10 protein-coding genes are annotated in these 13142 nt (G+C 70.9%); 8 read left to right on the top strand and 2 right to left on the bottom strand.

Annotated elements, in window-relative coordinates:
- The first annotated feature begins 5 nt into the window (after positions 1–5).
- The 7 genes from ACFWYS_RS38990 (at position 6) to ACFWYS_RS38960 (ending at position 9721) form a co-directional block, all read left to right on the top strand.
- Entirely contained in the window at positions 6–857 is an 852-nt protein-coding gene (locus ACFWYS_RS38990; RefSeq protein WP_384779925.1) for a carbohydrate ABC transporter permease, read from the top strand.
- Positions 858–872: 15 nt separating this feature from the next.
- Entirely contained in the window at positions 873–2498 is a 1626-nt protein-coding gene (locus ACFWYS_RS38985; protein ID WP_384779922.1) for a beta-N-acetylhexosaminidase, read from the top strand.
- Between the two features lie 226 nt (positions 2499–2724).
- Entirely contained in the window at positions 2725–3618 is an 894-nt protein-coding gene (locus ACFWYS_RS38980; protein WP_384779919.1) for an FAD binding domain-containing protein, read from the top strand.
- The gene (locus ACFWYS_RS38975) at positions 3615–5345 is read left to right on the top strand and encodes a 2Fe-2S iron-sulfur cluster-binding protein (RefSeq protein ID WP_384779916.1); all 1731 of its coding nucleotides are present in this window, start codon (positions 3615–3617) and stop codon (positions 5343–5345) included. Before ACFWYS_RS38980 ends, ACFWYS_RS38975 begins: the two co-directional genes overlap by 4 nt.
- Positions 5342–7651 (top strand): xanthine dehydrogenase family protein molybdopterin-binding subunit, encoded by a 2310-nt coding sequence (locus tag ACFWYS_RS38970; RefSeq protein ID WP_384779913.1) that lies wholly within the window; start codon positions 5342–5344, stop codon positions 7649–7651. Before ACFWYS_RS38975 ends, ACFWYS_RS38970 begins: the two co-directional genes overlap by 4 nt.
- A 367-nt stretch (positions 7652–8018) precedes the next feature.
- Positions 8019–9218 carry an SUKH-4 family immunity protein gene (locus ACFWYS_RS38965; RefSeq protein WP_384779910.1) on the top strand — a complete coding sequence of 400 codons (1200 nt, stop codon included), beginning with the start codon at positions 8019–8021 and terminating at the stop codon, positions 9216–9218.
- Positions 9215–9721: a GNAT family N-acetyltransferase gene (locus ACFWYS_RS38960; protein ID WP_384779907.1), complete on the top strand. Its 507-nt coding sequence runs from the start codon at positions 9215–9217 to the stop codon at positions 9719–9721. The genes ACFWYS_RS38965 and ACFWYS_RS38960 overlap by 4 nt, the downstream gene beginning before the upstream one ends.
- A 9-nt stretch (positions 9722–9730) precedes the next feature.
- Here the strand turns inward: ACFWYS_RS38960 and ACFWYS_RS38955 are convergent, their stop codons facing one another.
- Complete coding sequence (locus tag ACFWYS_RS38955; RefSeq protein ID WP_384779904.1) at positions 9731–10975, bottom strand: LPXTG cell wall anchor domain-containing protein; 1245 nt, start codon at positions 10973–10975, stop codon at positions 9731–9733.
- A gap of 673 nt (positions 10976–11648) precedes the next feature.
- Here ACFWYS_RS38955 and ACFWYS_RS38950 point away from each other — a divergent pair.
- The gene (locus ACFWYS_RS38950; RefSeq protein WP_384779901.1) at positions 11649–12524 is read left to right on the top strand and encodes a hypothetical protein; all 876 of its coding nucleotides are present in this window, start codon (positions 11649–11651) and stop codon (positions 12522–12524) included.
- Positions 12525–12640: 116 nt separating this feature from the next.
- Here the strand turns inward: ACFWYS_RS38950 and ACFWYS_RS38945 are convergent, their stop codons facing one another.
- On the bottom strand, positions 12641–12919 hold the full coding sequence (locus tag ACFWYS_RS38945) for a hypothetical protein (RefSeq protein WP_384779898.1): 279 nt from the start codon (positions 12917–12919) through the stop codon (positions 12641–12643).
- Between the last annotated feature and the right edge of the window lie 223 nt (positions 12920–13142).

Raw genomic sequence — 13142 nt, 5'->3', positions numbered from 1 at the left:
GTTCCATGAGTTCCATGAGCCCGGCGAGGTTCGTACGGCGTCCCTGGCGGCTGCTGGCCGAGGCGTCCGCGCTGCTGATCGCCGTAGTGGTGGCCTTTCCGCTGTACTGGATGGTGCTGGGGGCCTTCAAACCGGCCGGGGAGATCGAGTCGAGCGAGCCGCGGCCGTGGACGCTGGACCCTTCCCTGGATTCCTTCCGGCGGGTCTTCGAGCAGAACGAATTCGGCCGTTACTTCGTCAACAGTCTTGTCGTCGCGTGCAGTGTCGTGATCGTCTCGGCGTTGATCGCGTTTCTCGCGGCGACCGCGGTGACACGATTCCGGTTCCGGTTCCGGACCACCTTGCTGATCATGTTTCTGGTGGCCCAGATGGTGCCCGTGGAGGCCCTGACGATCCCCCTGTTCTTCCTCATGCGGGACTTCGGCCAACTGAACACGCTGGGCTCGCTGATCCTGCCCCACATCGCCTTCTCGCTGCCCTTCGCGATCTGGATGCTGCGAGGGTTTGTGAAGGCCGTTCCGGAGGCCCTGGAGGAGGCCGCGTACATCGACGGGGCGAGCCGGTCGCGATTCCTGTGGCAGGTCCTTTTCCCGCTGGTCTTCCCGGGGCTGGTGGCCACAAGCGTTTTCTCCTTCATCTCCGCCTGGAACGACTTCCTGTTCGCCAAGTCCTTCATCATCAGCGACACCTCGCAGTCCACCCTGCCGATGGCCCTGCTCGTCTTCTACAAGCCGGACGAGCCGGACTGGGGTGGGGTGATGGCGGCCTCGACCGTGATGACCATTCCGGTACTGGTCTTCTTCGTACTCGTACAGCGGCGCCTGGTGTCCGGGCTCGGCGGCGCGGTCAAGGACTGAAGGGTCTGATCATTCATGCATCTCATTCCGGCACCTGGCCAGATGGAGCGGGCCGAGGGCTTCTACGAACTCGGCGACGGCTTCGGGATCGAGGCCGGGCCGGGCACCGAGGGCACCGCGCGCTGGCTGCGCGCGACGCTCGGCGCGGCGACCGGGCTCGCGCTGCCGCCCAAGAAGGGGGACGAGTACGACGTCCTCCATCTGTCCGTCCGGCCAGGCCTCGACGCCGAGGCGTACCGCCTCGTCATCGCCCCCCACGGCCTCCACATCCAGGGCGGCTCGCCCGCCGGTGTCTTCTGGGGTGCCCAGACGCTGCGCCAGCTCCTCGGCCCCGACGCCTTCCGGCGCGCACCCCTTTCCGACCGCACGTGGCGGCTGCCCCTGACGGAGATCCGGGACGCCCCCCGATTCCGCTGGCGCGGCCTCATGCTCGACGTCGCCCGGCACTTCATGCCCAAGGACGGCGTGCTGCGCTACCTGGACCTGATGGCCGCCCACAAACTCAACGTCTTCCACTTCCATCTGACGGACGACCAGGGCTGGCGCATCGAGATCGAGAAGTACCCCCGGCTCACCGAGGTCGGCTCCTGGCGGGCGCGCACGAAAATCGGCCATCGGGCCTCCCCGCTGTGGGACGAGAAGCCACACGGTGGCCACTACACCCAGGACGACATCCGCGAGATCGTCGCGTACGCCGCCGAGCGGCATATCACCGTCGTCCCCGAAATCGACGTACCCGGCCACTCGCAGGCCGCCATCGCCGCATACCCGGAACTCGGCAACACCGACGTCATCACTGCATCCATTGAGGGGAGCACCGCCCTCTCCGTCTGGGACACCTGGGGGATCAGTCCGAACGTACTCGCCCCCACTGACAACACCCTGCGGTTCTACGAGGGGGTGTTCGAGGAAGTCCTGGAGCTGTTCCCCTCGGAGTTCATTCACATCGGGGGTGACGAATGCCTCAAGGACCAGTGGCGGCAGTCGCCCACCGCACAGCGGCGCATCCGGGAACTCGGGCTGAACGACGAGGACGAGCTCCAGTCGTGGTTCATCGGCCACTTCGACAACTGGCTCTCCGCGCGCGGGCGCAGGCTCATCGGCTGGGACGAGATCCTGGAGGGCGGGCTCGCCAAGGGCGCGGCGGTGTCGTCCTGGCGCGGGTACGCGGGCGGTATCGCGGCGGCCCGCGCGGGCCACGACGTCGTCATGTGCCCCGAGCAGCAGGTGTATCTGGACCACCGCCAGCACGAAGGCGCGGACGAGCCGGTCCCCATCGGCTACGTCCGCACCCTGGAGGACGTCTATCGGTTCGAGCCCGTTCCCTCGGAGTTGACGCCGGACGAGGCCCGGCACGTGCTCGGCACGCAGGCCAACGTGTGGACCGAGGTGATGGAGGACCACACACGCGTGGACTACCAGACGTTCCCGCGCCTCGCCGCCTTCGCCGAGGTGGCCTGGAGCCGCCTGTCCGCCCCGGCGGAACGGGACTTCGCCGGCTTCGAGCGGCGGATGACCGCCCATTACCGGCGACTTGACGCCCTGGGGGTCGCCTACCGGCCGCCCACGGGGCCGCGGCCCTGGCAGAAGCGCCCCGGAGTGCTCGGCCGGCCGATCGACGGCCCGCCCCCGAACAGGTAATGGAAAAAAACCGGCAAGGGGTCACCGAAGAGTGTCAATCGGTGCGCACCGGAGATGCCGTGCGAAAACGGACCATCCCCCTGATCACGTGGGCGAATGCCTCCTAGCGGACCCCTGTCTTCGTGCCCTGCGAAGATGTGCCAGAGTTGCCACGTCCGCCCTGTCAGCACGTACCGTACGGCAACACAGGTGGGACCAGGTGGGGCAGCGGGAAGGGGCAGTCGGTTTGACCACGAGCGCACCGCAGGCGGCGCAGGCCGTCACGCTGCCCACGACGCTGGACGAAGCCGTGGCGGCGCTCACCGCCATGCCCGCCGCCGTGCCGGTGGCGGGCGGCACCGACCTCATGGCCGCCGTCAACTCCGGACAGCTCAGGCCCGCGGCACTGGTCGGCCTCGGCAAGATCAGCGAGATCCGCGGCTGGCAGTACCAGGACGGCCACGCCCTGCTCGGCGCCGGCCTCACACACGCACGCATGGGCCGCCCCGACTTCGCGGCCCTCATCCCGGCGCTCGCCGCCGCCGCGCGCGCCGCGGGCCCGCCGCAGATCCGCAACGCCGGCACCCTCGGCGGCAACATCGCCTCGGCGTCCCCGACCGGTGACGCGCTGCCGGTCCTCGCCGCCCTCGAAGCGACCCTGATCATCGCGGGCCCGGGCGGAGCCCGCCGGGAGATCCCGGTGTCGCACCTGCTGGCCGGCATGGAGATGCTGCGCGCCGGCGAACTCATCGGCTACGTGCGTGTGCCGCTGCTGCACGCCCCGCAGGTCTTCCTCAAGGCCACCGGCCGCACCGGCCCGGGGCGTTCCATGGCGTCCGTCGCGGTCGTCCTCGACCCCGCCCGGCGCGGAGTCAGGTGCGCCGTCGGTGCCATAGCGCCGATGCCGCTGCGGCCCCTGGAGGCCGAGCACTGGGTCGCCCAGCTGATCGACTGGGACAACAGCCGCGCGATCGTCCCGGAGGCACTCCAGGCCTTCGGGGAGTACGTCGCCGCGGCCTGCATCCCCGACCCGACACCGGCCGAGGACGGCTCCGTAACTCAGCATCCGCCCGCCGTACTGCACCTGCGGCGCACCGTCGCCGCGCTGGCCCGACGAGCACTGGGGAGGGCGCTGTCGTGACCGACGACCAGCACGGAGAGGGCATGCCCCAGGGCGCGGGCCCGGGCCGCTGGGACCCGCTGCCCCAGGGCGAGTACGACGACGGCGCCACCGCCTTCGTCAAACTCCCCGAAGGGGGCATCGACGCCCTCCTGGCCTCCTCCGACACCCCGCTGGCCGCACCGGGACACGGGTACGTCCCGCCGCGGATAGCGGCTACGCAGGCCCCGGACGCCGACCCCGCGGCCCCCGGCGGCTGGCCGGTCGCCGGCGCGCCCGCCGAGGGCGCCCAGTGGCCCGACCCGAACGCCGCCGCGCAGGACACGGGCAGCGGCCAGTTCGCATACAACCCCGGGGCCACCCAGCAGTGGAACTTCTCGGAGACCGCGGCAGGTCAGGCGGGCCTGGCGGGCCAGGAGGCCGCCGCGGCGCCCGGGCACGACGTCACCGGGCAGTGGTCGATCCCCGTCGCCGACGGTGACCTTCCCGACGAATCGGGCGAGTTCACTACGTCGTCGCTGGTCGAGCAGTGGGGCGGCACCCCGCCGGCCACGCTGCCGGGCGGCGCGCCCGCGCCATGGGCCACGCAGGCCACCGGGCAGCCGTGGGGCCAGCAGGCGGAAGCCGCACAGGCCCAGGCTGCGGCACACGGCGCCGACCTGTCCGTCGCACAGCCCGACACACAGGCCCCGGCGCACCCGCAGCACACACCCGGCCGGCACCCGGACGGGCGGGCGCCGGGCCACTCCGGCCCCGACGCGCACACGCGTGTGGCGCCCTCCGCCCCGCACGCGCGTGTGGCGCCCACCGGGTCCGACCCGGCCGGGCACCCGCACGAGCGGTCCGCCGAGCCCGTCGGGGAGGTGTCCGCGGAGGCGTTCACCCGCCCGCGCCCCGAGGCCGCGCAGCCCGCTGCCGGGGCCCCTGAGGCCACGGACGACACACCGGGTGCCCCGGAGACCCGGCAGCCCGCGGAGGCCGCCGACGACTCCGCCGAGTCCCCTGCGGACGCCGCCCCCGACACCGCCGTGGGCGCCGAGCCCGAGGCGGAAGCCGCCCAGGAGCCCAAGCAGGCCGAAGCCTCCGACGACGTACCGCCGCCCACCGGCGAGGAACACCCCCTCGCCTCCTACGTCCTGCGGGTCAACGGTGTCGAGCGGCCCGTGTCGGACGCCTGGATCGGTGAGTCGCTGCTCTACGTGCTGCGCGAGCGGCTCGGCCTGGCGGGCGCCAAGGACGGCTGCTCGCAGGGCGAGTGCGGGGCGTGCAACGTGCAGGTCGACGGACGGCTCGTCGCGTCCTGCCTGGTGCCCGCCGTGACCGCCGCCGGCAGCGAGGTCCGTACCGTCGAGGGCCTCGCCGAGGACGGGCAGCCCTCCGACGTGCAGCGGGCGCTCGCGCGCTGCGGCGCCGTGCAGTGCGGCTTCTGCGTGCCGGGCATGGCGATGACCGTGCACGACCTGCTGGAGGGCAACCCGGCGCCGACCGAGCTGGAGACCCGCCAGGCGCTGTGCGGCAACCTGTGCCGCTGCTCCGGCTACCGCGGTGTCGTCGAGGCCGTCCAGGAGGTCGTCGCCGAACGCGAGACGCAGACGGCGGCCGACGAGCCCGAACGGGACGGCGACGAGCCGCGTATCCCTCACCAGGCGGGCCCGGGGGCCGGCGGGGTCAACCCGTCGGCGTTCGAGGCGCCCGGTGCCAGGGGACCGCATGGCCAGGCGTACGGACAGGACGGAGGCCAGGCGTGAGCAACGAAGCCGCCACCGCGACCACAGCCGCGGAGGCAGCACCCGCCCCCGAGCCGATCCCGCACGGCATCGGCGCCGCCCTGCCGGCCGCCGACGCCCGCGCCAAGACCGAGGGCACCTTCCCGTACGCGGCCGATCTGTGGGCCGAGGGCCTGCTGTGGGCGGCCGTACTGCGCTCGCCGCACCCGCACGCGCGCATCAAGTCCATCGACACGTCCCACGCGCGCGAGATGCCCGGTGTCCGGGCCGTCGTCACGCACGAGGACGTACCGGGCAGCCCGCTGTTCGGCCGTGGCAAGGCAGACCGTCCGGTCTTCGCCTCCGAGGTCGTACGCCACCACGGCGAGCCCATCGCCGCCGTCGCCGCCGACCACCCGGACACCGCGCGGCTGGCCGCCGCCGCCGTCATCGTCGAGTACGAGGTGCTCGACCCGGTGACCGACCCCGAGCAGGCCTTCGAGGCCGAGCCGCTGCACCCCGACGGCAACCTGATCCGCCACATCCCGCTGCGCCACGGCGACCCCGACGCGGCCGGCGACATCGTGGTCGAGGGCCTCTACCGCATCGGCCGCCAGGACCCGGCGCCGATCGGCGCCGAGGCGGGCCTCGCGGTGCCGCGCCCCGACGGCGGCGTGGAGCTCTACCTGGCCTCCACCGACCCGCACACCGACCGCGACCGGGCCGCCGCCTGCTACGGACTGGAACCCGAGCGCGTCAAGGTCGTCGTCACCGGCGTCCCCGGCGCCACCGCCGACCGCGAGGACCAGGGCTTCCAGCTCCCGCTCGGCCTGCTCGCGCTGAAGACCGGCTGCCCGGTGAAGCTGACGGCCACGCGCGAGGAGTCCTTCCTCGGCCACACCCACCGGCACCCCACCCTGCTCCGGTACCGCCACCACGCGGACGCCGAGGGCAAGCTCGTCAAGGTCGAGGCGCAGATCCTGCTGGACGCGGGCGCCTACGCCGACACCTCGTCCGACGCCCTGGCCGCCGCGGTCGGCTTCGCCTGCGGGCCGTACGTAGTCCCGAACGCCTTCATCGAGGGCTGGGCCGTACGCACCAACAACCCGCCCTCCGGCCATGTGCGCGGCGAGGGCGCCATGCAGGTGTGCGCCGCCTACGAGGCGCAGATGGACAAGCTGGCCAAGAAGCTCGGTGTGGACCCGGCCGAGCTGCGCCTGCGCAACGCCATGGCCACCGGCGACGTACTCCCGACCGGCCAGACGGTGACCTGCCCGGCCCCGGTCGCGGAGCTGCTGCAGGCCGTCCGCGACTACCCTCTCCCGGCCCTCCCCAAGGACACCCCCCAGGACGAGTGGCTGCTGCCCGGCGGCCCCGAGGGCGCGGGCGAACCGGGCGCCGTGCGCCGTGGCGTGGGCTACGGCCTGGGCATGGTGCACATGCTCGGCGCCGAGGGCGCGGACGAGGTCTCCACGGCGACGGTGAAGGTCCACGACGGTGTCGCGACGGTGCTGTGCGCGGCCGTCGAGACCGGCCAGGGCTTCACCACGCTCGCCCGGCAGATCGTCCAGGAGACGCTGGGCATCGACGAGGTGCACGTGGCGCCCGTCGACACCGACCAGCCCCCGGCCGGTGCCGGCTGCCGTGGCCGCCACACCTGGGTGTCGGGCGGCGCGGTGGAGCGGGCCGCCAAGATGGTCCGTACGCAACTCCTCCAGCCCCTGGCGCACAAGTTCGGCATGTCCACCGAGCTGCTCCAGATCACCGACGGCAAGATCACGTCGTACGACGGCGTCCTGTCGACCACCGTCACCGAGGCGCTGGACGGCAAGGAACTGTGGGCGACGGCCCAGTGCCGCCCGCACCCGACCGAGCCGCTGAACGAGGTCGGCCAGGGTGACGCCTTCGTCGGCATGTCCTTCTGCGCCATCCGCGCGGTGGTCGACGTCGACATCGAGCTGGGCTCGGTGCGTGTGGTCGAGCTGGCGCTCGCCCAGGACGTCGGCCGGGTGCTGAACCCGGCCCAGCTGGAGGCGCGTATCGAGGCGGGCGTGACGCAGGGCGTGGGCATAGCGCTCACGGAGAACCTGCGCTCGGCCCGCGGCCTGATCCGCCACCCGGATCTGACGGGCTACTCCCTCCCGACGGCCCTGGACGCCCCCGACCTGCGGATCGTGAAGCTGGTCGAGGAACGGGACGTGGTCGCCCCCTTCGGCGCGAAGGCGGTGAGCGCGGTGCCGGTGGTGACATCACCGGCGGCCATCGCGTCGGCGGTACGCGCCGCCACGGGCCGCCCGGTGAACCGCTTGCCGATCCGCCCGCAGGCGGCGGTGGTGACGGGGCAGTGACCTCGTCATGACCTCGTCCCGGCCGTCCTGCCGATGGTGGCGGCCGGGAAGCCGACGGTGGCGTATGCGTTGAGCGTTTGACCATGGGGGCTTCGGGCTTCCCGCCGCCCTGAAGGCGGTGGGGAGATCGTGGAAGCGATTGCGGTGGGGCGGGAACGCGCGAGGGTGTGCTGAGCGTCCTACTGGTGTGAAGCGCTGTCAGTGGGCGCGCAGGGGCGGGGCGTCGGCGGTGGGCGCGCTGGTTCGGGGGCGTTGTCAGTGGTGGCGCGTAGTGTTCTGAGCAGTGGGACGGCCGCTGAACCCGGTGGGCTGGTCGATCGGCCGTGTCCTGCCCGGGGGCTGCGAGCGAGCACATGCGGGGGAGTCCATGAGCACGACGATTACGACTTACGCCGGTGATACGGCGATCATCCTGACCGAGACCGACCTGGATCCGTACGTCACGGACGCGTCGACGCGCCGCTGGCTGACCGGCCCCGGACTGCCGTGCGACAGCGGCGTGTTGAGCTTCGCCGAGCTGTGCCGCGAGGGCCTGCGGACGGTGGCGGACTCGACGGGTGACCCGGACGGCCGGCTGGCCGCGGAGCTGCGGGAGCAGCTGGTGATAGGCGGACTGCTGGGCCCCGGCGCCCTGGAGACCGAGTCGGTCCTGCTGGACGGCGCGACGGGCGAGATCTCGACGACGTACTTCCTGCACGACCGCCCCGACCTGATGGACCGACGCCCGCTGGCACCGTCCCTGCGGACGCTGGTCCGCTTCGCGGAGGCGACGGATGAACTGGCGGGCCTGCGCGGCCAGTTCGCCTCCTACGTCGGCCGCTACGGCCCGAAGGCGGTCGCGGACGCGTCGCGGCACCTGCTGGCGGTGTTCGAGGACGGCACGGACGGCGAACCGGCGCCGTTCTGGAAGATGGCGGCCCTGATCCGCCCGCTCGCGCTCGTGGCGGGCCGGGCCGGAGCGTCGGGCCTGGCCCTGGACCTGCCCCGGCGGCTCCTGGACCAGGAGTTCGGCCAGGGCAAGGTGGTGCGTTTCGAGGAGGTCGACTTCCCGGCCACGCTCACCCATGAGCCGACCCGCCGCTTCCTGCGCGAGGTGGGCCTGCCGGAGGACGGCTACCTGTTCTCCCTCGACACGGACGTCCCCCTCGCGACGCTGGCCGAGTACTACGCCGACGTCGCCCCCACGGCCGAACTCCCCTCCCACGCAGGCCACTTGATCCGCCTCGGCCACCTCATCGAGGACAACAGCCTCGTCATCGACGGCGAGACGGGCGCGGTCCTGAACTGGAGCGAGCCCGAGGCGAGGCTCTTCCCCCTGAACACCGACGTCTCGACCCTCGCCTTCACACTCTGGCTGCTCCACCGCGAGCAGGCGATAGACGAGGAGTCGGGCCACGAGCTGTCGACCGAGACCTACGACCAGCTGGCCATGACGATGCTCCAGGTCCTGTCGACGGTCGACCCGACCGGCGTCGCCGCGGCGGGCAGGGACGGCCGGCACTACTGGACGGAGGTGTTCCAGGACGAGGCGAGCGGAGTGCTGGAGTCGGTGGGCGGGGTGCGGTGAGTCCGGTCGACCGTGATCCGGCGGACGACGTGATCGTCCGCCCGGCCGAACCTGGGGAGTTGGCGGCCGTCGCCGGACTGCGGTGGCGGTGGATCCAGGAGAACGACGGTGCCGCACCGGAGGCCGTCGGCCGAGAGGACTTCATACGCCACTTCGTCACCTGGGCGGAGGAGAACACGTCCTCGCACCGCTGCATGGTCCTCGTCAGCGGTGACCTCGGGATCATCGGCATGGCCTGGCTCGCGGTCGTCCACCGTGTACCGACGCCGCACGCGCTGCACCGGGCGTCCGGTGACCTCCAGTGCGTGTACGTCGTCCCGGAGGCGCGCGACGCCGGGCTCGGCGGTCGGCTGATCACCGAGACCCTGGCCAGGGCGAAGGACCTGGGGCTGGAGCGGGTCACGGTCCACTCCACACCCCGCGCGATCCTGGCGTACACCCGCCAGGGCTTCGAGAACTCCCCGCGCCTGCTTCAGGCGCGGGTGGCGGGGGCGGCGTCGTAGGTCGCAGCGCTAGGAGTTGGGGGTTGCGCGGCGACGGCGTACGGCGATGACGAGCACGCCGCCGAGGGCCGCTGCGGCGGCTGCGGTGCCGGCGAGGAGCGGGGTGTTGTCGGAGCCGGTGCTGGCCAGGTTGCCGTTGACGGATCCGGATGTGGAGCCGGTGGTCGAGGTGCCGGCCGATGAGGAGCCGGTGGTTCCAGTCCCGCCCGTGCCGCCCGAGCTGCCGGTGCCGCCGGTGGACTGGCCGTCGGGGGCGTTGCCGTCGCCGCCGGTGCTGGAGCCGCCGTCCGTCGGGTCGTCGGACGGGGTGGGATCGGCCTCGTTGTCTGTGGGGATGGCGACGCGGATCTGGGCCTTGTCGTTGGCGGGGTTCTTGTCGAAGGCGGGGTGGATGTCGTACACGGAGGTCGCCTTCACCTCACCGGTGGTGGTCTTGGTGTCGTCCCCGATCTCCAGCATGAAGGTGAAGGAGAGGGACTCGCCGACATCGATGGTGTGGTCGGCGGGTTGGCACACATACCGGGGCTTGCCCGGCGTTCCCCCGGGCCCGGAGGGGCCGTCGATCCCGAACGGTGCGCAGTCCCCGGGCACTTGGGAGGCGATGGTGCCCGGCGGGATCCGCACCAGGAGTGCCGGCTGGTCGTCGCTCTCCTGGTTCTGGATCCAGCCGGGGCCGTCGTTGCGCAGTTGCACCGTGACGGACTGCCGGTTGCCTGCGAGGGCCTCGGTGTCCTCACCGACGGCGACGAGGTCGGCGGAGCTGTCCGCGGTCAGGCTCAGCCGCCGGTGACTGTCGTCGAACCCCTCGCCCGGGGCCTCGCCGGTGGGGCCGGTGCCGTACTCGACGGCCTCCATCAGCGCATGGGGCAACGCCTTGAACCGGACCGGCGTCTCGACGGAGGCGCCGGGCGCGATGACGGTGTCGAGCTCGCAGACGGCTTGTCTGACCTGGTCCTCGACGGCCGAGTAGGTGCAGCCCTGCACAGTCTCGGGGAAGTCGAGCCCCCGGGTCAGCCGGATCCGGAAGGTGAGGCCGTCCGCAGGAGCGGTGCCGTTGTTGGTGACGACGACTTTCTTGTCGTACACCTCGCCGGGCTTGGGAGACGTACGCGGCAGTTCCGAGATCACCAGAGAGGGCTTCCCCTCCTCGGCGTACGCCGCCGGAGCGGCGACAGCGGGGACGGCACCGACGATCGCGGCAGCGGCCACGAAGGCCGTCGACGGGCGGATGAGCGGGCGCGACTGCTGACGCACGGTTGGTCTCCTCGTCGGAACAGAGAGCACGACGACCGGACGTTTGCCGTCCAGTCGTGTTCTGGACACCTGACCGGCGTCCAGGGTTGTGCTCCTGTTCGAGGAGAGAAAGAACTGGAGGCCGTGGCGGGAATCGAACCCACGTAACTCGCTTTGCAGGTTTGTCGGCGCTGGTCAGGGCACTATCCGGATGGGGCCGTCGCAGTTCAGTCCCATACGAACGCCGCATCCGCCGGGGCTACCTGAACTGCTCCGTACGGCGATGAACGAGACGGAAACTGAGACGGCCGTCCCCTCTTTCCTCGTGAGTGATCGTTCAGCGCTGCTGAAACCACCACAAGGCCGCGCTGATGGTGGCCGCCCCCGCCGCACTCGCTGCTCCCTTGAGGAACTGAGTGGTGAGGAGTCGGCCATAGCTGCCACTCAGCCGCTTCCACGTTCGTTTGCTTCCGCTCGGGGCGTGATCCGAGGCGTTGGGGCTAGAGTCGACGGTCATGGGCCTTCCTTTCTGTGTGTGGATGCGCTCTCGGGCAGGGGAGGACCTTCGGCTGAGCCGACCAAAGCATGCAGTCGAAGGGACTTCCTTGCTCAATCCCGAGCCTAGATAAGACAGTTGGGTGCACGACCCCAAAGACGGCCCCCACCGGTGGCGAAGGCGATGTAATTTCCAAGCGTGGAGCCCTGGAGCAGAATCACAGAACCTGGCACGATCGATGACCTTGTCGCCGATGCTGGTGAGGTCGGCCACAAGGTGACGGCGCGCCTTGTGCACGACTGGGTTGCCAAGGGTTTGCTGGACAAGCCGACCCGCAGGCCGAAAGGACGGCGCGGATCGGACAAGGCTCTCCACGCAACGAATCAGCGCAAGTTGTTCCTGCTGCTGCTCGAAAAGCGTCAGCAGATGCCTAAGATCCCCAGCCTGGCGTTGGTGCCGCTGAACCTGTGGTTGTACTGCGGCGATGAGTACGTCCCGACACGTCAGGCCGTGAAGGCACTGCGCACGTGGCTTAGGGATGGGCTGCGCAACAAGGATGTCGCGAGAGAGGGTGCCCGTGGGATCTTGCAACAGCTAGATCACCCACTCGCGACGGACACGGCCCGCAACCGGCTCTTGCGCCTACTCACAGACGTCAGTTACACCGGGCGCTTCAACCGGGAGGAACTTGCCGGGGCGGCCCGTGCGGTGTTTGAGCCCTCCAGCGCGTTCGCCGGAGCCAGCCTCATCCGTGCTGTGGGACACCCAGAAGCAGCACTTACGCTGGAGAGCTTCCTGACCCACCTTGAAGCCAAGTGCAAGGCGATCCGTTGCGTCCGGGACGGAGACCTCGACACCGGCCTCTTCGAGCGTGTCCGGTTGGTGCACCGAGATTCCAAGTCCGAGTACCTGGCCCGGCGCCCTGAATTCGCAGCAGCTGCCTCGGAGACACTGGCCGCAGCCTTCGCCGAGCCGACGCTAAACGACCTGGCCAACGACTGCGGCCGGGAGCTACTAACCATCGTCGGTTACGAAATCCTGCGCGCTGAGGGTCGCTTGGGGCACGCGGCCTAGCCCGCGCGTTCCTGAGGAACGGGGAGGGCTTTGGGATGCTAGGAGCAAGAGATACAGGTCCGGCTGATGGCTACGTTGCCCAGCCCCACCAACAAGGTCAGCCCTACGGCTTGGCGCTAGGCGCTCTTCGGCTTGCACCTGGGGCACGGGACCAGTCCCGTCTGCAGGGCTTCGTACAGGGTGATCTCCTCCGGCCGGTTGCTCGGGCGACAGCGCTCCGCCCCCGTGTGGAAGACGGTGCCGCGCCCCATCGGGCCGCTGGGCGCATGCCGCCATTGCGAGGCAACCACCGTCGTCTCCACTTGCTTCAGTTGCTGCTGGACCTGCGCCAGTTCACCCTGTAGTTCCTGCTGGCGTGCGCGAAGCCGTTCCTGAGCGGCGGTGGCGGATTCCATCTGGCCTTCGGATCCTCTCAAGGCGTGCCCGGCGCTCTCGGCGCGCTCAGCCTGAACGTACACTGTGGAGACGGCGCCGCCGTATGTGGTTGTACGCCTCTGTTGATGTCAGCTACTGGTGTCACGACTTTTGGCGACCCTGCTGGCTCGCATGCTCGGGAAACCGGTCGGCGGGCTTCCTCACATGCCCCCACTTGGGGCATCGTTGTGCGGACCTGGCCCG

Source organism: Streptomyces sp. NPDC059010, assembly GCF_042740355.1.
In the GTDB taxonomy this organism is placed as follows: domain Bacteria; phylum Actinomycetota; class Actinomycetes; order Streptomycetales; family Streptomycetaceae; genus Streptomyces.
Note: the sequence above shows the minus strand (reverse complement) of the source record. Positions and strands in the feature narration are given on the sequence as shown.